Raw genomic sequence first — 24,412 nt, forward strand, 5'->3', positions numbered from 1 at the left:
CATGAGCGTGGGTTCGACAAGTAATGAGTGATACGAGACGGATACCAGAAGAGCAGCCATAACACGCAGTGAACTGAAAGGTAACAATTGTACTGTATTCGCCTCAGGCCTTAGGAAAGCCGTTGGCATGGCTTTTCATCCTCTTACAGGCAAATTATATGCTACCGAGAACGGCAGGGACTGGCTGGGTGATGACCTTCCGCCGGATGAGATCAATCTGGTGGAAGAAGGTAAGGATTATGGCTGGCCTGTCTGCTACGGCAAAAGTATACACGACACTGATTTCGATAAGAGCACATACCTACGTGATCCATGCGAGGATCCTACGCCCAGCCTGATAGACCTCCAGGCCCATTCAGCTCCCCTGGGACTTAACTTCTATTATGGTGGATCCTTCCCTGAAGAATATATTGGGGATCTCTTCGTATGTTTGCATGGTTCATGGAACAGGCAGGAACCTACAGGATATAAGATCATACGTATAAACATGACCGATCTTACAGTTCATGATTTTGCCACCGGCTGGCTCCAGAACGGCAATGTACTTGGCAGGCCTGTGGATGTAATGGTCAGCGAGGATGGTTCGCTGTTCGTAAGTGATGACAACGATGGCCGGATATATAGGATATACTATGCCGGATGATCTTTATGTTGTATCTGGCACAGGATTCAACATATTTATCATTCAATAAAGAGAACTGGTGTAAAGGAAGATAGTAGAGAAAGACGGTAGAGAAAGATGGCAGATACTGATATAATTAGGCATTTGCGACCCGCAGATCATATAGCTCTGCTCTATACTACTACCTTTGAGCTGATCGACACAGTGACAAACTATGTGCAAGCCGGTATAGACCATGGTGAAAGCTGTGTCATTTACATGCCCTCAAAGCTGGCAGAAGAAGCCATTGATGCATTTACGGAGGCTGGTATGGATGTATCTGATCTTATGGTGAAGGGTCAGCTCCAGCTAATACCTTCCGGTATCTTACCGTCTGCTTCACAAACAGTTGACTTCCTGAGACCAGATGAAGTAAAAAAAGCCAGTGATAAAGCAAAAAGTGCCGGATATCCGGGACTTCGGATGATGTCGTGTTTTGTCGAAATAACTAAAGAAGAGTGGTCATTTTTCCTCTCGCATGAAAAGGATGTTAAGCAGGTGATCAAAAATAGCGATGCTATCATGATACGTGCTTTTCCGATGGTTTCTCTTTCCGGTCCCCAGACGCTGGATGTGCTGGAAATGTATGATAAAGTGATGATGAGAAAACAAGGAAAATGGTCATTCATAAGCACATCTCAAGTTCAGGCAGATGACCAGTGTTCTGAAAAACTTGATCTTTACGGTAGCATCCTTGACAGGATATGGACAGGTTTGTGGGTTATGGACAGGGATGACAAGGTCATCTTCTTTAATCCGGGCATGGAAGCAATTTCGGGGATTTCCAGAGCACAGGTACTTGGCAATGATCTGTTTGATTTCGTAAAGGATATGGCTATAGATGCAGGTGAAAAGTTCCTTAATATCTTCCATAAAGCAAAGGACACCAGAAAAGCCTTATCGTATGATCTTTTGCCATTTGTGAATCCTGAGGAAGGACTACTGTATCAAAGCGGCGTCCTGTATCCTCTTTTTGATAGTTCTGGTGAATATGAAGGTATGGCGGGAACGGTAGAAGATATCACTGAAAGGAAAAGGGCAGAAGAGGCATTGCTCGCAGCTGAGGAGAAGTATCGCCTGATATTTGAGAACTCTCCTCTTGGCATATTCCATTTCGATGATAAGGGTACCATTACCCATTGTAATGACAGGTTCCTCAAGATCGTGGGTACTACAAAGGATAAGCTCATCGGTTTTAACATGGTCACTTCCATTGAGGATGAAAAGATGATGGAAGCTGTACGCTCAGTGCTTTCCAGGCAGCTGGGGCATTATGAGGGAGAATACAGGTCAGTGATAAGTGGCAAGACCACTCCCATAAAGGCTGATTATAGCCCCAACATATCTCCTGATGGCAAGCTTCTTGGTGGGATCGGGATATTTGAGGATATCACCGAGAGAAAAAAGGCTGAAGAGGCTTTGAAGCTCGATGAGTCCAGATTGCAGGCCCTGCTGGAGCTGAGTCAGATGACCGATACTTCCCTTAAGGAAATAGCCGACCTCACTCAGGAAGAAGCAGTGAGGCTCACCCAGAGCAAACTGGGATATCTGGCTTTCATGAACGAAGAGGAAACAGTGTTTTCCATGTACTCATGGTCTAAAAGTTCCTGGTCCAAAGGTGTTATGGAAGAATGTAAGCTTGCAGATATGAAAATAGATTACCCGGTGGTCTCCATCGGATTGTGGGGGGAGGCCATCAGACAGCGCAAGCCTATCATTACTAATGACTATGCTGCTCCTAATCCGTGGAAGAAAGGCTATCCTGAGAACCATGTGAAAATAACAAGACACATGAACATACCGGTCTTTGACGGGGATAGGATAGTAGCAGTTGCCGGGGTGGGTAACAAAGAAACAGATTATGATGAATCCGATGTGCGACAGCTTACACTGCTTATGGCAGGTATGTGGCGGCAGGTTCAGCGCAAGAGGGCAGAGGATAGCCTCAAAAAATATGCCGAGGATCTGGCTAAGGCAAACGAGGAGCTTTCAAAGGCAAATGAGGAACTGAAATCCCTGGACCGCATGAAGGATGAGTTCTTGTCCAATGTAAGCCATGAGTTCAAGACACCTCTTACATCCATCAGGGGGTATAGCCAGCTTGTACTTGATGGGACTCTTGGTGATATCAACGATCAGCAAAAAAAGGCTATGGATACTGTCATACGCAATTCGGACAGGCTCAGGCGTCTTGTGGATTCACTGCTCTATCTTAGCAGGGCTCAAGTAGGGAGGATGAGGTATTATTTTGAAAAACTGCAGCTTGCAGAGCTCATCAACAACTGCGTCCATGATCAACTCCTGCAGGCAAAGAACAAGGGTATTTCCCTTCAAACGGACATTGAAGATGTCCCGCCGGTCAGAGGCGATAAGGACAAACTGACCGATGTGCTGACAAATCTCATTGACAATGCCCTAAAGTTCACTTCAGAGCATGGAAGGGTCACTGTTAGTGCAAGAAAAATATCTGAAGGTGTTCATATCGAAGTCAAGGACACTGGTATAGGTATACCTGCTGACCATATACCCCAGCTGTTCCAAAGGTTCTACCAGGTTGATTCCTCTGCGAGCAGAAGGTATGGAGGTACAGGGCTGGGATTGTATATCTCCAGAACCATAGTGGAAGCACATGGGGGAAAGATCTGGATAGAGAGTGAAGAAGGCAAAGGTACCACAGTTCATGTGGAACTGCCTCAGTTGCAAGAATAATGGATCACTGGCAGAAGGCCTTTAAGGCACCGTGTCCGGTATTATCCTTTATGTTGTACAAGTGTTCTTCTTTGTTTGTCATATTGTATAACGAGTTCAAAGGTGTTCTAAATGAAAGTGATAATCATTGGTGGATTTCTCGGAAGCGGAAAGACTACAACATTGCTCAGCCTTGGGAGGCATATGGTGGAAAAAGGCCACAGGGTTGCTATTATAGTGAACGAGATCGGAGAAGTGGGGGTAGATGGAGAGACTTTGTCAGGTTCAGGACTTATTGCAAAGGAACTTACAAGCGGATGCATCTGCTGTACACTCAGGATCAGCATGGAGTACACATTGCAGACCCTGGAAGAGGAGTATGATCCGGACGTGCTGATCATTGAGCCCACAGGCATTGCTCTTCCCTTGCAGATAAAGGAGCATGTGGCTCTGATGGGATTGCCTGACCTTTCGTTCGCTCCTGTGGTCACTATTGTGGATGCCAGCAGGTTTGATGTGGAGCTTTCCCAGGTACCGAAGTTCATCACGACACAGATCGAAGAAGCTGAGGTCCTATGTGTGAACAAGATCGATCTTGTGGACAGGGAAACTCTGGTCAGTGTAACAGGAAGGCTCATGGATCTCAATCCGGATGCGCTTATTGTTGAGTTCTCTGCTAGGCGGGCAGATGCACAGTTCATGAGGTTCATAGACCTGCTGGCAGGAGAAGGCACTGCCCGTCATGCTGGTGAGAACAGGAATTCCATCGAGCTTTCTCAGGTATCCAGTTATTCGGGTAAATATTCCATTGATACTCATGGGCTTGACAGAAACGATGTGGCAGCCATGATCCTTAAAGTGCTGGAAGAAGTAAAGGAAAAGATCGAGTTGATCAATCCTGCATTTATAGGTCATGTGAAGATCTCCCTGAGTTTAGGAAAGGATCTGGTAAAGGGGAGCCTGACATCTTCTCAGGGACAGCCTCTGGTAGAGATATTTGAAAGTCCGGGGCAGGACCATGAACAGTTAAAGTTCCTTTCAGCGGTTACTCAGGTGAGTAGATCGGATCTGATCTGTATTATTGATTCTGCCATCCGTAGCAACCTGGAGAAAGGGAATGTGTCATATGAAGCTGCAAATCCTGCAGGTGGTCTGATCAGTATAGCCGGGAGCAAGAAGTGAATTACTTTGCATCTTCTTTATTTACTTTTGCTTCATTGGCCCTTCAAAAGAAACAAAATCGGAAAGCATTATAAGCCTGCAAGTTCTATTCTGTATGGTAAAAGTTGATTTTTTACTCAGAAGGGATGGTATCTTGGGCGTAAAGCTAGGTGACATTGTTGCAGTGGAGTACGTTGGTACTCTTGATAACGGTGGAGTTTTCGATAGCTCTGAAATGCAGGGTGGTCCTCTGGAGTTTAAGGTTGGTGGCGGCCAGGTATTACAGGGCTTTGAGGATGCCGTATTGGGTATGGAGATAGGGGACAAGAAGACCATAGTGCTTGAACCCTCTCAGGGTTATGGTGAATATAGCACGAATTTAGTAGAAACCATTCCCAGATCCTCTATTCCTAATAATGAGAGGTTAACAGAGGACACCATGCTGCTGGTAAGCCTGCCTGACGGCTCCAAGATGCCAGCCACTATCACCACCATAACCGAGGAAAGCGTTACCCTTGACATGAACCATCCGCTGGCCGGTGAGGTGCTGCATTTTGAGATAAAGGTTGTGGAAATCAGCTGATATCTTATTTTTTTCTCGGTTCTATCTAAGAAAATTAGTTTTTTTATGTGTACCAATGCAGTATATTTATCTTGCATGAGAGGTATGATGTTCACTTAGTATCATCTATAGATCATATTATTCGTACTTAATAAGTTCCAGATGTTTATTTTGTCAACTGGTGGTGTTTTAAATGGGTTTTACTGAAAAACTTGGTCCAAGACTGCTCAATAGGCATGAAATACCTCTGCTCTTTTCTTTCTTTTTCCTTCTTGTAGCATTAAAAGCAATTTTAATATTTCCGTTCACTACTCCCTGGATATTTGCAGATGAACTTGTATACTCAAAGCTTGCTCACGATATTTTGGACCTTGTCTTCATAAGTGATATAACAGACGCTCAAACGTATCCACCCGGTTATTCGATTTTCTTATCCGTTGCTGATCTCTTTTCTTCGGACAAACAGGCATTATATCGTAACATGCTGTTTGTGAACAGTTTCCTTTCCTCTTCGACCATTTTCCCGGCATATTTCATATTGAAGAAGTATACTTCAAAGTTCCAGGCTCTGGGTGGTTCTTTAATAATATCTACGCTTCCAAGTGTTGTAACATATACATTTGTACTGATGAGTGAGAACCTTTTTGTTCCCCTCACGCTCTATTCAATTTGGTTTCTCCACGAGTGTTTTGAACACGATAAGATGCGATGGCATTTTCTGGCAGGTATATCTATCTTTTACCTTTATCTTACAAGAGAAACAGGGATCGTATTCATTGTTTCAGTATTTCTAGCGATCTTTTATTTTTTTTGGATCACGGGAAGCAATGTTACATCAAAGACCCTGAAAAATTGGCTAGTTCTAGTCTTTTCCTTTACACTGCCAACTGTTGGCTGGTCGTTATATAAAAAAACAGGTTTCTCTACAGGTTCATTATATAATACTTCGACATCTTCTTCTTCTCTGCTGGACAGCTTCACTAAGGTCGATTCATTTGAGCTATTTGTTCGCTTGGTGCTCAATGAGATAGGATACATATTATTATCCACCTACATTATCATTTTTATTGTATGTTTCCTATTAATTTCAGAAAGCACATTCAAATTAAAGTTTGCTGGACCTTCTGGAGGTCTTGCAATAGGTGATCCGAAAAATACTATTGCTTTAAATTCAACCATTGTATATTTCATTAGTTTTAGTGCAGGATTAATACTAATTACAGTTGCACATATGAAGAGATATATAGGTAATCCTGAAAACTTTATTTTTGGGAGGTATATTGACCCGATAGTACCTGTGGTCTTTTTATTTGGCCTCATAGGAATAGCTTTCTTACAGACCAGATATGATGATATCGGCATTAAACGGAAGTATAAACAAATAATGTTCTTAACTATTTTAGTTGTTCCTTTGCTTTACTACTTACCGCATACCTATTATGGTTTTCCAAATATGTTCGGCATTTTTTATGTCATATATCTACAGAAATATATGAGCTACATGATTTTACTTTTTTTATTTGCGGCACTTTTTGTGATCATACCGCTCTATCTCCTGAAAGATACGCATAATAGCAGGTCGATGAATTTGTTCTTTGTCTATCTCATATTCTTATCTGTACTTCTCTGCATACCTACATATGAAATGCAGCTTGAACATGTGAGGAATATGAATAGTGTTAATCAGATCGGAAGATACTTAGAGGACCACAGTTCAGATGATACTCTTATTTTAATAGACCAGGAGGATGTAAGTAAATATTTAGGCTATCAAATGTGGTTCCGCACTCGATATTGGGTAAATGGCGAATTTGTCCAAGGTCATATCTATGATGGCCCTTCAGAGCTTAGTACGAAAAAAATTATGAACGATGCAGATTACATAATCTCAAAGAAATTATTACCTTATGAGTGTGTACAGGCAACAGATGACGACTACAAGTTATATGATCTAAAAGCATCTTCGCAGCTTGATTCAAATGTTGCACTGCCATATACTATAGATATTGGAAAGGATGATAAACATTTTATTGAGGGTTTTTATGGTCCGGAATTGGGAAAAATAAGGTGGACAACTAATTCTTCAAAGATCAAAATAGAATACGGTCAAGATCAAGGGCCATTGGTTTTACACATAATGATGGAAGCACTAAGACCCGAAAAAGACCCTGCGAACGTTACTTTCTATATGAATGGGAATAAGATCGGTTCTTTGGAGAAAATAATAGGGGCTAGGTATTATTCAGTTGTAGTACCCCAAAACCATTTAGAGGCCAGGTATCAGATACTGGAGATTAGGACCAATACTTGGAAACCTATTGATTATGGAATAGCAGATAATCGAGTTCTTGGAGTTAAGATAGATTGGATAAAAATTGATTATAATTCAAATATTACATTGCCATATACTATAGATATTGGAAAGGATGATCAACATTTGGTCGAGGGTTTTTATGGTCCTGAACTGGGAAAAATAAGGTGGACAACTAATTCTTCAAAGATCAAAATAGAATACGTTCAAGATCAAGGGCCATTGGTTTTACACATGATGATGGAAGCACCAAGACCTGATACAGACCCGGCAAATGTAACTCTTTATATGAATGGAAATCTGATCGGTTCTGCAGAGAAAATAATAGGAAATAGAGATTATTCAGTTGTAGTGCCTGAAAATTATCTGGAAGACAGGTATCAGATCCTGGAGATCAGAACAAACACCTGGAAGCCCAGTGATCACGGGTATGTTAATGATGATCGGGATCTTGGTATTCAGATCGATTGGATAAAGATCGATTCTCTGTCCAATGGGGCTACCGATTACATAACAGCTACTTACGGTTAAATTTTAGATGAGCTCACTAAATAGGATATTCAACATGTATCCTAAAAAGGATTGATCTTCTACAGGATCAATTGCGTTATATTTATCTTATATGAGTGATAATGGCTTCTGATTGAGGCGATGTACATGGAATGCATTTTTTGCAAAATTATTTCAGGGTCTATCCCTTCTTATAAAGTTTATGAAGACGAGTTCGTTTTTGCTTTCCTTGACATCTATCCGTGCTCCGAAGGACATACTGTAGTACTTCCCAAAAAGCATATTGAGAGATTTACTGATCTGGATGTAAAAGATGCTTCGGATCTATTCGCTTCAGTGCACAAGATATCAAAGGTTGTGTGTACGGCTTTTGATCTGCATGGAATGAATATAGGTATGAATGTAGGTGAAGTTGCCGGACAAAGCGTACCTCATGTGCATGTCCATATAATTCCCCGTAAGGAAGGGGATAACGGTGGATCGATGCACAGTATAGTGGAAACGCATCCGGATACTGGAAATTTGGCTGATCTGGCGAAGAAGATAAGAGACTCATTTTAATGATACGAGTACCCTCTAAAAATGAAATTCTTATTCTCAAATAGACGAGGCTTATCATGCTTAGACCAGTGATTAAATCTATGCGTCCCCATCAATGGTACAAGAACTTCGTTATTTTTCTATGTATCATTTTTTCAAAGAACATACTTAATCTCGAAATGTGGCTGGATCTTCTTTTGATTTTCTTTGTATTCTGCATGCTTGCAGGTTCTCAATATATGTTGAACGATCTTAAGGACATAGAAAAAGATCGATTGCATCCCAAGAAAAGAAACAGGCCGATAGCAGCTGGCCTTCTGCCTGTCAAAATTGCGCTTTTTATATCTTTTACGATAATGGCAGTTTCTCTTGCTATCGCTTTTTCAATGGGGCAGCTAGTGGGGATCGTAAGTTTGCTGTATCTTGCTAACAGCATAGTCTACTCTTTTTATTTCAAGAATTTTGCTATTGTAGATGCTATCTTTATTGCCGTAGGATTCGTTATACGGGCGATAGTTGGTTGCGTTGTGATCAATGTAACAATTTCCCCATGGCTGATATTGTGTGTTTTTCTTCTGGCACTGGTTCTAGCATTCGGAAAGAGAAGGCATGAACTGGATGGTGACCAAAATTCAAGGAATAGCCTGTCACAATATAATATAACAATGAGCGAAACTCTATTGAACTCTTCTGTTTCCATGCTGTTAATGTCATACGCTCTGTATACTGTTTCAGTACACACGGCAATGATGCTGACACTCCCATTTGCATTTTATGGTATCTTCCGTTATGTTCAGCTCATCAATCTGGAAGGCATTGGAGAAGAAGTGGAGCTATTAATGCAGGACAAACCCTTTGTTTTGAACATAATGTTGTGGGTATTCCTTACTGTATTGGTCCTATATGGTGGTCCATGATGAGATTCGATCTGCATGCACATTCAAAGTACTCTCCAAAATGTGGGTACATGGAACCAAAGGTGATCGCTAAGATTGCACGGAAAAAGGGTCTGGATGGGATAGCTGTCACTGATCATAATAATATAAAAGGAGCACTAAAGACCAGGGAATATGCGGATAAAGCCCTTACTGTGATAACGGGTTCTGAAGTGATGACATCAAGAGGGGAGATAATAGGACTTTTCCTTTCAGATGAGATCCTTTCAACGGATTTCATAGGTGTTATAGAAGAGATCCATGATCAGAATGGTGTTGCAATTGTTCCCCATCCTTTTGACACATTGAGAAGGTCAGCACTCTGGCCTACTGAGAATGATGTTAAATATCTTGACGGGGTGGAAGGGTTCAATGCTCGGAACGTTTACCAGAAAAGCAATACGGATGCTATTGAGTTTGGAAAGAAACATAAACTGGCTATCACAGCAGGGAGTGATGCTCATTTCAGTAATGAGGTCGGAAATGCAGGGGTAATAACTGACAATGACGATCTCAGGGAAGCTATTCTCTCAAGGCAGATCGAAATATTTGGTAAGCGAAATGGGATATCTAACCATGCTTTCACGAAAGGGCTCAAATTATGCCGAAAAATAAGACGATCCTTATAATTTTCTTTGCACTGGTTGTCTATGTGGCAATGGGCATATATGCTGATATCAGTCAGCTTACAGTTGCCATGCAGAGTTTTCGCGGGTCTTATTTCATTCTTCTGTTGCTTTTCACAAGCATAGGGTACTTCTTTAGGTATCTTAAATGGGACATTTTTCTTAAAAAAGTCGGAGTGCATCTTTCCTTTAGACAGAATTTTTTTGTGTTCATCAGCGGGCTTTCAATGATCGTAACTCCCGGAAAACTTGGCGAGATTTGGAAAGGCTGGCTCATTAAGGATATTTCCGGAGATGATCTGAGCAAAACGGTTCCAGTAGTCATAATGGATCGTGTGACTGACGTATTAAGCCTTGTTATTCTTTCAGCTTTCGGGATTTTGTCTTATAAGGAAGGAATATACCTTTTAGTTGTATTACTTTTGATGATTTTGATATTTTATATTTCTATCACATCAAAGAGTATTTCTGAAAAAGTGATTGGGATAATTGAAAATAAGGCAAAAAAGTTTTCTGGCAATGTTAAGAATATGCATGGAACTTTCCAGGAACTGATGGAACCAAAGACCTTTATTTCACTCTCTCTTCTGAACGTTCTGGCATGGTTTTGTGAGTGCCTTGGGTTCTATTTCGTTGCAATTGGTTTTGATCGACCACTTAGTATTCCACTTTCAACATTCATCTTCAGTTTTGCCTCACTGGCCGGCGGTGTGAGTATGATCCCCGGCGGGATCGGGCTTGCTGAAGTCACGATCACAGGTTTTTTACAGCATTATGGCTTTAGTCCGGCTATAGCTATTGGTACTGCACTTATTGTGCGTCTTGGTTCTTTCTGGTACGGAGTGGTATTAGGTCTTGCTGTATACCTGCTTTTCAGAAAAAAGATCATTCCCAATAATGGAAATGGATTGAATAAAGATTAACTATCATTAATTGAGGGATCAAATGTCAAATGTTAGTGTGCTTAGAACGTCACCGAAGACGATATTGGATGACTATCAAAAGTTGATGGACCTGGCAGATTACAGATCGGCTGTTCCAGAAGACAACGCAACGATCTTGAAAATTAATCTTTCATGGAGCTTGTTCTATCCGGCATGTTCGACTCCCCCATGGCAACTCGACGGTGTATTGAGCAAACTTCGCCAGGATAGTTACAAGGATGTTACATGTGTGGAAAACCAGACGGTAGTTACCCATCCATGGAAAGGAGCATATGGGAACAAGTGGCTTCCTATCCTTGAAAAATATGGTGTGGAGTACGTTCCTCTGACAAATGCCGAGTGGGTACCGTTCAGGCCTAAAGCTGAAATGCTTGCGATGAACGATCTTTTCGGCGGGGTTCTTGTTCCAAAGAAGTTCTTCGGGAGCAATGTGATCCATTTGCCCACTGTCAAGACACATGGTCACACCACCACTACCGGTGCCATGAAAAATGCATTTGGTGGCCTTATCCCTAAATACAGGCATCATGCTCATAAGAAGATCCATGAGGTGCTTGTGGACTTGCTGGCGATCCAGAAAGAGATCCACAAAGGGATCTTTGCGGTCATGGATGGCGGTGTGTGTGGTAACGGAGCTGGCCCCCGCACTATGGAACCTTTTATAGGGAATGTGCTTCTGGCAAGCGAGGATCAGGTCGCTATCGATGCTATCTCAGCTAAAATAATGGGTTTTGATCCTTTAGATATTGATTACATCAGGATCGCCCATGACAGGGGTCTTGGAATGGGTGATTATGATCAGATCGAGATCAGCGGTATGGATAAGCAAGAGTTAGAAAAGTTGAACTTCAAGTTCACTACTACTAAAAGTCCTATCGTAGAATGGGACCAAAGATTGAGAAAGGGAACAGCCAACATAAACTGGCTACACAACATTTTGTTCCATTCCCCTGTCTTTAAGACCTTTATCTTTGCATCAGGATCTTACCACGACAAACTGTGGTATCCCACTACCGGGAAAAAGCACATTGACGAGTTCATGAAAACAGAATGGGGAAATTTATTTGATACTTATGGGTATGGCAAATTCCCTGAGTATCCGGAAGTAAAGGAATGGAATCCTTATTGAAGATTGCAAATGGGTCAAAGGAAGGGTTGATCAGTTAAATGTGAGCTGGTTTAAAAATTCTGAATATTCATGTTTTTGACAAAAGCAGTTTTTCATTAGTCCAAATGATTCTGTTTCTCTACACTCCAAAATATTGGTTCAGAGGGATTGGAGATAGTTTTGAAACAAGCTCTTTGATATAATTCTTAATTTCAATATATACACATACCCGTATTTTTTATATGTAAACATCCATTAGGTAGTCCTGAAGTACAGGAAAGTTAATGTGAAATTAAGCAGTTATAAGGGCAGTTAATTAAATTATTTTGGAAGGAGAACTTATATTGACCAAGCCTTCAGAAAATTGGTTCGAAGAAATAAACTATCTGCGAGCCATAGCTATTATAGGCGTACTCATTATACATACCATCGACGATACAGCCGCGGTAAAGAATTTAACTGGGTTGATGTTTTCTCTTATGTACATCGAAGAGTTAGTTAGGTTCGCTGTACCAATGTTTATTTTTGTATCTGGTTTTGTTCTGTACAATAAATATAGATCAGAGTTACCAGTTAAGGACTTCTATAAAAAAAGATTTATGTCTATACTTATCCCTTATATTATTTTTTCAGTAATCTACTGTATAGTAAATACACAATTGGGTTTATTTCCAGCCTTTACATTAAATTCAGTAATTGATAGCATTTTTAATTTCACTGCATCGGGTCATTTTTGGTACTTTCAACTCATACTGACGTTTTATATTTTTTATCCGGCCATCATCGCTTATTACGAGATTACAAAAGATCGTTTCGAAATTCATCTACTCTTTGCACTTTTTTCACCCATATTAATAATGTATGTCTTAGGATCGTTTATACCTTCATTCGGATTTGCACTAAGCACCCCGTTTAAGTATTTGATATATTTTTTATTCGGGATATATACAAAAGATAATTATGATAAGATATGCCGGCGTTTAGAAAGAATATCGATGAAAAAAATCCTACTACTGGGTTCTTTAATTGCAAGCCTTCCATTTGTTTCTATGTTTCTTGTCGTTGATTCGAGATACGGCACACAATTCTCAAATTCCATTCCGTATTATTATCAGTTGACATTGGTAAGCACAAATATACTTCATATATGCATATTTATGTTTTGTTTGAATTTTTTATTGATATACAAACCAAAATTCACACTATTACAAAAAACGGGGGAATATTCTTACGGAATATTTTTAGTTCATGCACTTTTTCATAATTTCCTTCTTATATACATATTTCCCAGATTTTCGATTTTTCCTACAAGCTTAAATTTCTACATCATTTTATTTGCATTAATGTTAACAATGAGTTATTTTACAGTAAAACTGATGCTAAAAAACCGCCTTACAAGTTATATGATTACAGGAAAATTAACTAATAATTAATAGTTCTTAATATTTTTTAATTTTTTTATACATTTTCTTCAAACTTTGAAACAAGCTCTGTTTTTCTCGTAGTTTTTATCCTCAACAATAAAATTAATCTTTTTAGTTATTTCAGGCTAACATTTCTTGTTAACTAAAATACCGGATCTGCTTGATTTATAAGAGATCCAAGGGGTACTTGCAGATATGCTGGAAATCTTAAATGAGGTACACAAAGGGATCTTTGCATTCATGGGCTATGATGTGTGGGAAAAGGAGCTGATCCCAACACACTGGATCCTTTTATAGGAAATGTGCTCCCAGCAAGCAGGGATCAGGTTGCCATCGATTTATGATCAATAAAATAAAGGTAGTTTTCTGTTTCATCTATTGCGTTATATTTATCTTGTATGAGTGATTATGGCCTCTATCCGAGGCGATGTGATAGAATGCTTTTTTTTGGGCCTGTAAGAAAATGGTGAGAATCTGATAGGTAAACATGATTTATGGATATTACTAATTTTTCATCAATTTGATTTTAAGAGTTAGGTTAATATGAAGGTAATAGTAACTGGTGGAGCAGGTTTTTTAGGTTCACATCTTTGTGACCACTTACTCAAAAAAGGATATCATGTAATCTGTATAGATAACCTTGCAACAGGTGATACAAGAAATATTGAGCATATTAATTCAGAGAAATTTCGATATTTGAAACATGATGTCACTAAGCCCATATATTTTGGAGATAAGATAGATTATATATTCCATTTAGCAAGTCCTGCTTCTCCTGTGGACTACCTTGAATTACCAATACAGACCCTCAAAGTTGGGGCTCTTGGCACGTATAACATGCTGGGTCTTGCAAAAGAGCAGGGTGCAAGGTTCTTACTTGCATCTACATCTGAGGTCTATGGGGACCCCCTTGTTAATCCGCAACCTGAAAGTTACTGGGGAAATGTTAACCCTATTGGACCCAGGGGAGTATATGATGAGGCAAAAAGATATGCTGAGGCTATCACAATGGCATATCACAATCATCACAGAGTGGATACAAGGATTGCTCGCATATTCAATACATACGGACCCAGAATGAGAGCCGGTGACGGAAGAGTAGTACCTAATTTCATTAATCAGGCACTGAAAAATGAAGATATCACTGTTTATGGTGATGGGTCACAAACACGTTCATTCTGTTATGTTTCAGACCTGATCGAAGGATTATACAGATTGATGATGTCAGATTATGTGGAGCCTGTGAATCTGGGTAATCCGGGTGAAATGAGTGTGCTGGAATTCGCTGAAATGATTATTAGGATCATTGGTAGTGATTCCAGGATAGTCTTTAAGGATTTGCCTGTGGACGATCCTAAAGTTCGAAGACCAGATATTGGCAAAGCAAAAGAAATTTTAGGATGGGAGCCAGTTGTAGATCTGCGTGAAGGACTTGAACATACGATTAAAAGTTTCAGTGGAAAGTAAGGAAGGTGATTTGATGAAGACATCTTTAATTCTTCCGGCATGGAATGAGGAAGAAGCGTTACCTTTAGTTATTAAAGAATATATTGACAAAGTCGATGAGATTATTGTTGTAGATGATGGCTCTTCAGATGATACTTATAATGTTGCTAAAAACTGCGGCGTTGTTGTTTACAAGCACGAGGTAAACAAAGGAAAAGTATCAGCATTGCGCACGGGTGTGGCACATGCCACTGGGGATATAATTATTTTTTCAGATGCTGATTGTACTTATCCGGCAGAATATGTACCTTTATTTGTCAATGAGATCGAAAAAGGCGCAGATCTTGTACTGGGCTCCCGGTTTATGAATGGAATTAATAATATGCCTTTTCTGAATATGATCGGAAATAGGTTATTTTCGCTTCTGGCAGCATATATCAGTTGTATTAATATCACTGATGGTCAGACTGGTTACAGGGCTTTTAAAAAGGAATATTTTGAGAAATTAGATGTGCGTGCTGTGAGTCTGGAATATGAAACTAAAATGACGGTCAGAGCCGCAAAACTTGGTTATAGGATAGTGGAAATCCCTATCAAGTATCGCAGCAGGATTGGTACCTCTAAACTCCGACCAATAAGAGACGGCGCTAAAATGTTTAGAGGTTTAATGTCGATCGCTTATCGTGAAACATCCCTGATAGCAAAGACAATTATGCTTCCGAGCATATTTTTTATTATTTTAGGTGTTTTTTTTGGAGTAACTTCATTATATGAAAAAATAATGTTTGGTATTCTGGAACATGCGTATTACCCTTTACTCACGTTATTGTTTATTTTTATTGCAATACAATTGATCTCCATTGGGCTTATCATGGATTACCTTACTAAGAAATTAGATCGCATAGAAGAAAAACTGTGGAAAAATTAACATGTCATCCACAAAACAATATGTCAAACATATTATCTCATTCTTATTTGGACTGTGTATCTTAGGGGTTATGATTCACTATGGAGATGTTGATCACTTTTTACTCTTGATATCTACGATGTCCAAAAAAATATTTGTATTCGCTATATTCATTTACTCTATTTCATGGGTTTTGAGGGTTTTTAGGTTACAATATATAACTGCTCACTTCAAAGCAAACATTAAGTTAAAAGATCTATTTTTATTACATATTTCAAGTTATGCACTCAATGTACTACTTCCAGCTAAAATAGGGGATATAGCTAATGTTCTCTATTTGAAATTATATGGTATGAAAATTGAGGAATCTCTCTCTTCAATTGTGTTCACCAGGATACTGGATCTAATTGCTGCAGGAGTGTTTGCAATGTCCTTCATATTTATTGGGTTCAAAGTACCGATCATCAATAAATATGCATCATTGTTGATAGGGGGTTGCTTAATTCTTTTCATGGGACTGATCTCTTTCAAGAAAATGTCCTTGTTTTCCCGTATATTAAACATTATTGAAAATAAGATCGCACTTAAATTTACAAAAAGTTTCATCGCAATTGGAAAAGGAATGCACGTTGGTCTAATTAATTTGTTTTCCAGCCCTCTGTTGTTAGGTAAGTCTGTTCTATTATCGTTACTTATCTGGTTTTTCGAAATATTCACTCTTTATTTCATAGCTTTAAGCATGAATATTTCTGTGCCGATATTATTTATGATATTTGGAGTTGCACTTGCCAATATCGCCAAGATAGTTCCCGCTACTCCTGGTGGAATTGGTCTTTACGAAGGAATTATAGTTGCTGTGTTTTCTGCAGCAAATGTTGGATATAATAATGCTTTGGCAATAGCTGTGTTAGAACATCTGGCGAAAAACCTATATATCTTATTGATCGGAGTGCCTGCAACCTCAATGATAGGATTTGATACAACCAAGTTTTTAAAAAGTGATTTGAAGAATTTGTGATGGATATGTGGATGGATCAAAAAAAAGTCAGATTATATGCGATCATAATAATGTTGTACACAGTTATTACATTGATCGTAACGTATCCTTTCATTTTAAATATCGAGAATAATTTAGTTCTTGGTGATCCAGCACTTAATGCATGGATACTTGCATGGGATGTCCATAGTATTTTAACAGATCCTATGCATCTGTTTGATGCCAATGCATTTTATCCATTTGTTGACAATAGCCTGGCTTTCAGTGAGCATCTGTTTGCAAACATTTTCATTGCACTACCAATAATTGTAGCAACAGCCAATCCTGTTCTGTCTTATAATGTTATTTTTATTTTATCATTTATTCTTTCGGGATTTGGAATGTTCTTACTGGCAGATCACTATTTGAATGATAAATATTCAGCATTTTTGGCAGGGATTATTTTTGCTTTCTGTACTTACAGGTTTGCTCATCTTGGACATCTACAATTGCTCACTGCACAATGGATGCCATTTTCGTTATTGTACTTGGATAAGTTCTTGCATAAAACAACATATACTAATTTATTTTTATTACTCATATTTTTTGTATTGCAAGTTTTATCATCGTGGTATTATGCATTTTACATCGCAATTGCATTGGGTCTATATTTTATTTATTTGTCAATATTTGATCTGTCCATCAGAAATAAAGTCTTGCATGACTTCGATTTTCATTTAAAATCTGTGATTTTTGCAATACTTTGCATGATTATTATTTTACCTTTTACTTTGCCTTATATTCAAGTACAACATGAATATGGATTTACTCGATCTATAGTTGAGCTCGATGTTAACTCTGCTGACGTCATGGACTATTTCCTTACCTCACCACATAACGTATTATATGGGAAATTATCACAGCCTTACCAGGAAAGTCGAAACTGGGGGGAACATTCTCTTTTTCCAGGGTTTTTAGTTGTTATATTATCGCTAATCGGTTTATCCCGGCTGTCTAAAAGGAGTTCATCGGGACCATCAGGTATTAAATTTTATACTGGTGGAAGAATACAGAATTTTTATGTTGTCCTCGCTCTCTGTGCTTTTGTCTTATCACTTGGTTCTAAACTTCATTTTTTCGGTAATATCATTGATCTACATTTGCCTTACTACTATTTGTATAAGTATTTGCCAGGTTTTGATTCAATGCGGGTCCCTTCAAGGCTAAATATCGTTGTTATGCTCTCACTTTCTATTTTGGCAGGATATGGTTTGCATAAATTACTAAATAATAAAAGCAGTAGTTTGAAGATCCTCATAACATTGTTGTTTTCAATAGTGATTATTTTTGAATCCTATGTCCCATTTGTTGTTGCTATTACTCCAGCAGGTGATGAGATACCAGATATTTATAAATGGTTATCTAATGAATCAGGTGACTTTGCGATTGTAGAACTACCAATTGGTAATATAAGTGCTAATAGTTTAGATTATGATACAAAATATATGTATTATTCGACATATCACTGGAAAAAACTAGTGAATGGATATAGTGGTTTTTTTCCACCTAAGTATTTCGAGTTTTCAGAAAAATTACAGATATTTCCTTCAAATGAATCGATTAATATCCTAAAAAGCTTGAAGGTTAAATATATAATCATTCATTCAGGAAATCTCGAGCAGCATCGATGGAATGATATGAAAAATGAAATTGATAACAACTATAAAGATTTAACATTAACAAAGGTTTTTGATCAGGATTATGTTTATGAAGTTAATTTCAATAGATCAGGGCCTGCTCCAATTAATATTGATCTTGTGGCTGTTTCAATGCCAAGGATAGTTCAAAAAGAAGAAACTTACCGTAGTTCAGCTATATTCTTCAATTATGGCAGTGTCGACTATATAACTAAGCCCTATGAAAATATTGAAGTATCAATACAATTTACTTCCAATAATAGTACTTGTGATTTACATACATTAAATAGTATGCTTCCATTAATACTTGCATCTCAATCCTCTACATATGTTAATTTTAATGTAGAAACACCAAAAACAATCGGAAAGTATGACCTATTCATTACTATCACTGATGACTCACAAAATCTAACTAGATATTTTAAGCATTCTATCCATGTAGTTGATCATTTGGATGACAGTTTCTCTTCAAATTCTGTACATGCAGAATATTTAGATTATAATATTCCTTCAACGGTTCCAGCCGGGAGTAAATTTAGAGTATATGTTAATGCTTTGAACGATGGGCATTCTTTATGGAGATCCAAAGTTTCAACTCCTGAGCCAATAGGTACAGTTTATTTAGGTAGCATGTGGTTACAGGATGGCAATGAACTGTGGATAAGTGAACGATCTATTTTACCATCTGATGTTTCACCTGGACAAAATACAACGGTTGAAATGGAAATAACCGCACCGCCATACCCAGGTGACTATGTACTTGAACTTGATCTTGTGAATGAAGGGGTCACCTGGTTTGGACCGCAAAGTGTAAAGACAGTACGGCAGAATATTACAATTACTTGATCTGAGATACTATCAGATCTATCTTTATCCTTTTTACTTAGTCACTCTTTCGATCAGATCCAGGTACTTCTTCTCAATGTTTTCCCAGCTATAATTCTCATCTACAAATTTCCTTCCCCTATTGCCAAGCTGATCTCTCAGGTGTTCATCAGCAAGCAATAGATCAAGACATTCTCTAAACTCTTCGTAATTCTCATACCACAGGCCGGCATTACTTCGGATACACTGTCCTTTGAGCACTTCACACTGGCCATTGACCAGAACAGGTTTTTTACAATGCCATGCTTCCAGCAGTACCATGGATAAGCTCTCGTATTTAGATGGCATTATAAGTATTTTGGAAGCTTTAATGGCATTATATTTATCCTGGTCATTTACAAACCCTAAACATGCAATGTCTGGATGCGTAGGTATTTTCATCACTGGATTTCCTAACAGAACAAGTTTAAGTTCAGATCCGGTTTCATTTTTAAACTTTAAAAAGTACTCGAATAACTGCTTGCAACCTTTCGATTCATCAATTCTTCCGACATAGATTAAAAAGTTATCAAAATTATATTTCTCTATAAAGTCATTTTCATTGATATCCTTTGGTATATCAATGCCAATACCCACAATATCAGAAAGTATGCCTTCATTTTTGAATTTTGAGTTTAGAAAACTTTTTTCCTCTTCAGTATTGTAAATTATGGCCTGTGGAATATTAAATAGTGACTTGAATATCGATAGATATATTGGCGGCTCATCATGAGCAGTTGGTACTAATATTGCTTTATCTTTCACAAGAGGTAAACCAAAAAAAGTAGTGCAATACAAGTATGTAAAAAAGATAAAATAATCATAGTCTTTTTTACTTTTTTCTATATGATCAAATAATTGAGTTGAATATGGCCCCTGCAGTTTCATCCATTCAATTTCATCAGCTTCACTGTGTTTTCTCCCAAAGATATTTGAAGAGAATTTGTTGAACTTAGAAACGTCCCTTGGAAAATCTACCGGAAACCTTCGGATCTTCAATCCGTTCAGTTCCTCCACTCCTGCAACATATTCGTTTTTCCAGGTCATATAATCTATTGCACATGTGGTGAGGACCTCCACATCAAAATATTTAGCCATACGTTCTGCAATCAATCTGCAATGAAATTCAGCTCCTCCATTCACGTCTAAACCATAGCGTTGAACAACAAATGCTATTTTATATTTTTTTTCAGTTTCCTTATTTTTATATAGGATCTCTGTTTCTTTGTGGAACTGAGCATACGGATCACCACTAGATCTGCCTATCATTTATGGATCACCTTATTTAGCTGTTCTTTGAAACGATCCATTGCTTTTTCATAACTAAAGTCATTCAGTCTGATATTCTGTTTTTTGATCATTTTATCCCGGAGATTTTCGTCCGTGACAATCAAATTGATCATTTCAGCTATTTCCGGATAGCATTTCCTGTTGACCAAAATACCAGCTTCACCCATTGTATACGGTATAGCTGTGGAGTTATATGCAATAATTGGAACTCCAAAATGCATACTTTCTATCAATGGGACATTAAATCCTTCGTGTTCGCTCATACACAAAAATATATCTGCAAGCATGTAATACGCTATAAGGTCAGCAAAATCAACCATTCCAAGCAGGTACACATCTTTTATTCCCAAGTCGTTGATCAAATTCTCTAGATAGTTGTAATATCTTTCACAACCATTGAATCCGCCAATTAAAAAGAGCCTTGAATTAGGATTTATCGCTTTATAGTAATAAAAACATTTGATTATGTCTTCCTGTTTTTTGTTTGGCGATATCCTGCCAACGAATAGAATATTAGTCCAGTTGTCATCATATTTATCAATGATCTTTGTGTTATGCATATCATACTTTGAAAAATCGATCAATAATGGTAAGACTCCTGTTTCCTTATATCCATTTTCTTCAAGCTCAAGACGATTATATTCTGAATCACCCAAAGCCACATCTGTTTTCTCAGCCAGCATTTTCAATTCGTTACGCCCATGCCCCAAGATCAATGCAAGGTTATCATTGATCCCATAGAAAAAATGAGGAGGAGTTATGTTGTGATACAGAAGTATCTTTCTGTCAGGTGCATTCATTACGTATTTTGAAACCTCTGAGCCGATGGACAGGTGGTAGATCAAAACATTGTTTTTAGATGATCTTTTTTTGTGCTCTAAATAATAGTTAGCGCAATCTATTGATTCATGTATATTCTGTGCAAATATCTCTGATTCATACCCCCAGCTTTTTAAGATCTCCCTTATAAGTAACACTTCATTTCCAATTGCATCTCCGGGAGATATTGTTGGTAATATCTGATGAATTTCCATTTTAAACCACATCTAATAGTTTTTCATATCTCCTTATAACCGTCTCCCAGCTATAGTTCCTGATCACATATTCCTTTCCATTTTTTGCTATCAGATCTCTCTTGGCAGGATCTGTCAGGAAATATTTGAGGCATTCTTCGAATTCATCATAATTGCTGAAATATAATCCACCGTTGCTTTTGATGCAATGGTCTTTGGTCACTGCACAATCCGCATGCACCAGAACAGGAGTTCCACAAAGCCACGCCTCCATGATCACAATGGAGAAACTTTCATTTGTTGAAGGCATGCAGAACAATGTTGCAGCAGCATAAGCATCGAACTTATCCTCGAGAGGGACAAATCCCAGATCGATGATATCATGCATGTGTTCTTTTGGAACAGTTAGTTCTCCTTTCCCTATAAGCACCAGTTTCAGGTTTCCATCACAAGATTCTTTGTACCTGGCAAAGTATTCCATGAGCAGAGAGACATTTTTCCCAGAGTCCCTCCTGCCTGCATATAGGAGAAAATCGTTCTTTATATCATATTTGTCCCGAAACCTCTGGGCATTATATGGAATATCTGTATCCATGCCTGCGCCCATAACTATCTGATGGCCTTTGATATCATAAATTCTGTTTGCAAGTTCTTTCTCCGGCTCAGAATTGTATATCACTGCTTTGATATCTTTGAACATCTTTTTGAAGATATGCATATAAGCATAGCTTTCATCGTGTAAGCAGGGTATCAATATCGATTTTTCAGGGTATATCAGCGAACCGTAATAGGTGGTTCCGAACATATATGGAATAAAGAAAAAATGATTATATTCATTTCCATGATCTCGTATGTATGAGTAAAGATCATCGCTGTTTATCATGTTCTCCATGTAGATCTGCTCTTCGACAGGAGAGATCCTGCAATCATTCATAAGTTTGAAATTGACCTGATCGAACTTCTTAGTATCCCTTTTACGAACACTGAATCTTCTAACAGTGATGCCATTTTCTTTATAGGTTCCTTCCTTAAAGTGATCCGTGTTCCAGTCACTTAAAAACTGTTTTACACATGTAGTTAGTATTTCAACATCCAGCCCACTCTTTTGCAGGTTTTCGGCAGTTTGCCTGCACTCCGTTTCAGCACCACCGGGAATGTCTCCATACCATGGTATAACGAAAGCTATTTTCATTTTATCAGTCAACAAATTTTATGCAATTAATATCTAATATCAATTCTGTATTATTTTTTTCCGATCATTGCATAATCCTGTTCACCGTAAAGAGTAGCATTTAGCATTTCTATGTTCCGGTTGAAAATTTCAGCCTGATATCTTTCTGCATCAGTGGAACCCTCATTTGTCACAAGTTTCTGCAATCTCATAGTTTCCGGCATAGGGGATGAAAATACAGCTTTGACTTCCCTGAAACCTGTGGATTCCAGCAGGAACCTTAAAGTTTCAGGATGAACGGGTTTGATATGAGTTAGATCAATGTAGAAATTTGCAAAGGATGAGAAAGAAAGCGGATTCACGGTTTCTGCAATGAGATAGAATCCATATTTCATCTTTTGGAAGCACAGTTTCAGTAATCTGACAAGGTATGAAGGCTCTAAGTGCTCTACCACCTGGTCTATAAATACTCCATCCAGGCTAGCATCCTCTAACTTCTCAAGATGGTCAAATGCATCCTCCAGTTCCACCTCGAGACCTTTTGAGCGACAGAAATCCACCATGGTCTCATCGATATCTACTCCCCTGGCACCGATTCCGTGTTTACGCATGGTTTCAAGGAACTCTCCCCTTCCAGAGCCAATATCGAGTACATTCTTACATCCTTCGAAATAACGGAGAAAGGCAGTCTGCCGTTGAGCAATATCCTCTCTGGCTCCTCGGAATCTATCCTCAAAAACAAAGTAATTCACACCAGTGTCCAGCTGGGGTGGCTGTAACAGTTTCTCCGTTTGTGAGATTCCCTGTAAGTTCCGCTTATCAAGAGTCTGGGCAAGCCACGCCTTTTTCTCGATATCAGCATCCATTGCTGCAATAATTGAACGTATCATTGCTTCATTTTCTTTTTTCATTTCAGTTTTTAGCATGGAAAGAGTATTGTTCATATCATCTCTGAGCTGATCGACCATTTCACACAGTTTGCTGTTAACTATTATTTCATCATTTATCTGTTGCTTCAGAGCATGGAACGTGTCCTCTATATCGAACAGTCGTTCATCGGTTTCTTTGAGATCCTGTTTAATGGTTTTTGGTTCAGGAACATGCTGGTCTTTTGTTCCAAAACCTCCAATAGTATTTTCTATATTTGAAATACGGTAAGCTGCATTATTGAGAACTTTAGCTGCATTTTGGTTGAAAGTTATCTGTTTAAAGATTATTGGGTCCACATATCTCCGGACTTCTCCATGTACGATCTCCCTGCCTTTGATGAGCGGTTTTCCTACAATGGGACGATGAGAACTAATAACATAACTATTATTTTGAATATCAGAGTTAATGTTCAGATTGGTCAGTTCATCGGCAATTTCTCCCAATGTCTTTTTTGGATCTGAGATCATCTGCCGGGCTGCTGCATCCAATTCGGGCGGATAGGTACCTTGCTCTTTTCGCTTACTGATATTCACCCTTATCATTCTCATGATCTCTTCAACATTCACTACTTCATCAATTATCTCAAATTTATCAATTTTATCCACAACATTTTCAAATTTCTGCAATACATACAACACATTCTACCTA

19 protein-coding genes are annotated in these 24,412 nt (G+C 38.5%); 15 read left to right on the forward strand and 4 right to left on the reverse strand.

Annotated elements, in window-relative coordinates:
* Positions 1–73: 73 nt before the first annotated feature.
* From AB7U21_RS02375 to AB7U21_RS02445, 15 genes are all read left to right on the forward strand, one after another.
* Positions 74–643 (forward strand): PQQ-dependent sugar dehydrogenase, encoded by a 570-nt coding sequence (locus AB7U21_RS02375; RefSeq protein WP_428386835.1) that lies wholly within the window; start codon positions 74–76, stop codon positions 641–643.
* Positions 644–739: 96 nt separating this feature from the next.
* The gene (locus AB7U21_RS02380; RefSeq protein WP_428386806.1) at positions 740–3,370 is read left to right on the forward strand and encodes an ATP-binding protein; all 2,631 of its coding nucleotides are present in this window, start codon (positions 740–742) and stop codon (positions 3,368–3,370) included.
* 111 nt (positions 3,371–3,481) lie between these two features.
* On the forward strand, positions 3,482–4,531 hold the full coding sequence (locus tag AB7U21_RS02385) for a GTP-binding protein (RefSeq protein ID WP_333788140.1): 1,050 nt from the start codon (positions 3,482–3,484) through the stop codon (positions 4,529–4,531).
* A 94-nt stretch (positions 4,532–4,625) separates the two neighbouring features.
* Positions 4,626–5,093, forward strand: a complete 468-nt coding sequence (locus AB7U21_RS02390) for a peptidylprolyl isomerase (RefSeq protein WP_333788139.1) — start codon at positions 4,626–4,628, stop codon at positions 5,091–5,093.
* Between the two features lie 172 nt (positions 5,094–5,265).
* Positions 5,266–7,914 (forward strand): glycosyltransferase family 39 protein, encoded by a 2,649-nt coding sequence (locus AB7U21_RS02395; RefSeq protein ID WP_428386809.1) that lies wholly within the window; start codon positions 5,266–5,268, stop codon positions 7,912–7,914.
* 126 nt (positions 7,915–8,040) lie between these two features.
* Complete coding sequence (locus AB7U21_RS02400; protein WP_428386811.1) at positions 8,041–8,454, forward strand: HIT family protein; 414 nt, start codon at positions 8,041–8,043, stop codon at positions 8,452–8,454.
* A 56-nt stretch (positions 8,455–8,510) separates the two neighbouring features.
* Entirely contained in the window at positions 8,511–9,350 is an 840-nt protein-coding gene (locus AB7U21_RS02405) for a decaprenyl-phosphate phosphoribosyltransferase (RefSeq protein WP_333788423.1), read from the forward strand.
* Complete coding sequence (locus AB7U21_RS02410) at positions 9,347–9,997, forward strand: PHP domain-containing protein (protein WP_428386813.1); 651 nt, start codon at positions 9,347–9,349, stop codon at positions 9,995–9,997. Before AB7U21_RS02405 ends, AB7U21_RS02410 begins: the two co-directional genes overlap by 4 nt.
* Entirely contained in the window at positions 9,970–10,917 is a 948-nt protein-coding gene (locus AB7U21_RS02415) for a lysylphosphatidylglycerol synthase transmembrane domain-containing protein (protein WP_428386815.1), read from the forward strand. The genes AB7U21_RS02410 and AB7U21_RS02415 overlap by 28 nt, the downstream gene beginning before the upstream one ends.
* Before the next feature lie 22 nt (positions 10,918–10,939).
* The gene (locus AB7U21_RS02420) at positions 10,940–12,067 is read left to right on the forward strand and encodes a DUF362 domain-containing protein (protein WP_428386817.1); all 1,128 of its coding nucleotides are present in this window, start codon (positions 10,940–10,942) and stop codon (positions 12,065–12,067) included.
* Positions 12,068–12,390: 323 nt separating this feature from the next.
* On the forward strand, positions 12,391–13,479 hold the full coding sequence (locus tag AB7U21_RS02425) for an acyltransferase (protein ID WP_428386837.1): 1,089 nt from the start codon (positions 12,391–12,393) through the stop codon (positions 13,477–13,479).
* A 534-nt stretch (positions 13,480–14,013) separates the two neighbouring features.
* On the forward strand, positions 14,014–14,937 hold the full coding sequence (locus tag AB7U21_RS02430) for a UDP-glucuronic acid decarboxylase family protein (protein ID WP_428386819.1): 924 nt from the start codon (positions 14,014–14,016) through the stop codon (positions 14,935–14,937).
* Positions 14,938–14,950: 13 nt separating this feature from the next.
* Positions 14,951–15,844, forward strand: coding sequence for a glycosyltransferase family 2 protein (locus AB7U21_RS02435; RefSeq protein ID WP_428386821.1), 894 nt, complete (start codon positions 14,951–14,953; stop codon positions 15,842–15,844).
* Between the two features lies 1 nt (position 15,845).
* Complete coding sequence (locus tag AB7U21_RS02440; RefSeq protein WP_428386823.1) at positions 15,846–16,841, forward strand: lysylphosphatidylglycerol synthase transmembrane domain-containing protein; 996 nt, start codon at positions 15,846–15,848, stop codon at positions 16,839–16,841.
* Entirely contained in the window at positions 16,841–19,342 is a 2,502-nt protein-coding gene (locus AB7U21_RS02445) for a hypothetical protein (RefSeq protein WP_428386825.1), read from the forward strand. Before AB7U21_RS02440 ends, AB7U21_RS02445 begins: the two co-directional genes overlap by 1 nt.
* 33 nt (positions 19,343–19,375) lie before the next feature.
* Here AB7U21_RS02445 and AB7U21_RS02450 read toward each other — a convergent pair whose 3' ends face one another.
* From AB7U21_RS02450 to AB7U21_RS02465, 4 genes are read right to left on the reverse strand one after another with little or no spacing between them, the layout of a single operon-like run.
* Entirely contained in the window at positions 19,376–20,629 is a 1,254-nt protein-coding gene (locus AB7U21_RS02450) for a glycosyltransferase family 4 protein (RefSeq protein WP_428386827.1), read from the reverse strand.
* The gene (locus AB7U21_RS02455) at positions 20,626–21,696 is read right to left on the reverse strand and encodes a glycosyltransferase (RefSeq protein WP_428386829.1); all 1,071 of its coding nucleotides are present in this window, start codon (positions 21,694–21,696) and stop codon (positions 20,626–20,628) included. Before AB7U21_RS02455 ends, AB7U21_RS02450 begins: the two co-directional genes overlap by 4 nt.
* Positions 21,686–22,855, reverse strand: a complete 1,170-nt coding sequence (locus AB7U21_RS02460; RefSeq protein ID WP_428386831.1) for a glycosyltransferase family 4 protein — start codon at positions 22,853–22,855, stop codon at positions 21,686–21,688. Before AB7U21_RS02460 ends, AB7U21_RS02455 begins: the two co-directional genes overlap by 11 nt.
* 50 nt (positions 22,856–22,905) lie before the next feature.
* A complete protein-coding gene (locus tag AB7U21_RS02465; protein WP_428386833.1) occupies positions 22,906–24,369 on the reverse strand; it encodes a methyltransferase domain-containing protein in 1,464 nt (487 codons plus the stop codon).
* Positions 24,370–24,412 lie beyond the last annotated feature (43 nt).

Origin of the sequence: Methanomethylovorans sp. (assembly GCF_050177135.1) — an archaeon.
Classification (GTDB): Archaea; Halobacteriota; Methanosarcinia; order Methanosarcinales; family Methanosarcinaceae; genus Methanomethylovorans.

Bases quoted from the DNA above. Each gene is read 5' to 3' on its own strand.
- AB7U21_RS02405 (WP_333788423.1), top strand. From the start codon at position 8,511: ATGCTTAGACCAGTGATTAAATCTATGCGTCCCCATCAATGGTACAAG.
- AB7U21_RS02380 (WP_428386806.1), top strand. From the start codon at position 740: ATGGCAGATACTGATATAATTAGGCATTTGCGACCCGCAGATCATATA.
- AB7U21_RS02410 (WP_428386813.1), top strand. From the start codon at position 9,347: ATGATGAGATTCGATCTGCATGCACATTCAAAGTACTCTCCAAAATGT.
- AB7U21_RS02400 (WP_428386811.1), top strand. From the start codon at position 8,041: ATGGAATGCATTTTTTGCAAAATTATTTCAGGGTCTATCCCTTCTTAT.
- AB7U21_RS02455 (WP_428386829.1), bottom strand. From the start codon at position 21,696: ATGTGGTTTAAAATGGAAATTCATCAGATATTACCAACAATATCTCCC.
- AB7U21_RS02415 (WP_428386815.1), top strand. From the start codon at position 9,970: ATGCCGAAAAATAAGACGATCCTTATAATTTTCTTTGCACTGGTTGTC.
- AB7U21_RS02395 (WP_428386809.1), top strand. From the start codon at position 5,266: ATGGGTTTTACTGAAAAACTTGGTCCAAGACTGCTCAATAGGCATGAA.
- AB7U21_RS02445 (WP_428386825.1), top strand. From the start codon at position 16,841: ATGGATATGTGGATGGATCAAAAAAAAGTCAGATTATATGCGATCATA.
- AB7U21_RS02390 (WP_333788139.1), top strand. From the start codon at position 4,626: ATGGTAAAAGTTGATTTTTTACTCAGAAGGGATGGTATCTTGGGCGTA.
- AB7U21_RS02435 (WP_428386821.1), top strand. From the start codon at position 14,951: ATGAAGACATCTTTAATTCTTCCGGCATGGAATGAGGAAGAAGCGTTA.
- AB7U21_RS02460 (WP_428386831.1), bottom strand. From the start codon at position 22,855: ATGAAAATAGCTTTCGTTATACCATGGTATGGAGACATTCCCGGTGGT.
- AB7U21_RS02450 (WP_428386827.1), bottom strand. From the start codon at position 20,629: ATGATAGGCAGATCTAGTGGTGATCCGTATGCTCAGTTCCACAAAGAA.
- AB7U21_RS02430 (WP_428386819.1), top strand. From the start codon at position 14,014: ATGAAGGTAATAGTAACTGGTGGAGCAGGTTTTTTAGGTTCACATCTT.
- AB7U21_RS02385 (WP_333788140.1), top strand. From the start codon at position 3,482: ATGAAAGTGATAATCATTGGTGGATTTCTCGGAAGCGGAAAGACTACA.
- AB7U21_RS02440 (WP_428386823.1), top strand. From the start codon at position 15,846: ATGTCATCCACAAAACAATATGTCAAACATATTATCTCATTCTTATTT.
- AB7U21_RS02420 (WP_428386817.1), top strand. From the start codon at position 10,940: ATGTCAAATGTTAGTGTGCTTAGAACGTCACCGAAGACGATATTGGAT.